The 370-nt window shown below is 53.8% G+C and carries 1 protein-coding gene; it reads left to right on the forward strand.

Going from position 1 to position 370, the window contains the following annotated elements; genetic code table 11:
- Positions 1 to 141: 141 nt before the first annotated feature.
- A partial coding sequence (locus AC1RPT_RS07785; RefSeq protein WP_481762982.1) for a hypothetical protein occupies positions 142 to 370 on the forward strand: 229 nt, incomplete at its 3' end.

Below are 370 nucleotides of genomic sequence, written 5' to 3' on the forward strand. Positions count from 1 at the left end.
TGGTTGATGTTCGAATCGCTCGCTATCTCGGTCGCGAACTCGCGTTCGGTCGCTGCTGGTCTGCGCGTGTAATTGAACTAGGAGTGCGTAATTGCTACGCACTCCTAATCTACTACATCGCAAACTATTCAGGAGAACGCAATGCAGAAATACAACCGCGCGCTCGACTACGTTGCGCTGGCTATGGACAACATGCAAAAGGGTCGAGTGAAGACCGCTGCTAAGTTCTTTGCCAAGGCATGCGTAGCACCCGACGCAGATTACGCGCTGTCGATCATCGAAGCATCCAATGCTTACGCTTACGCGCAGCACAAGGAAGCGAAGGCCAAGGCCCGTGCCGAAGCCGCTTCGAATCCGGAAAATCGTATCC

It is taken from the genome of Dellaglioa sp. CoH-56-MRSF-11 (genome assembly GCF_056782135.1).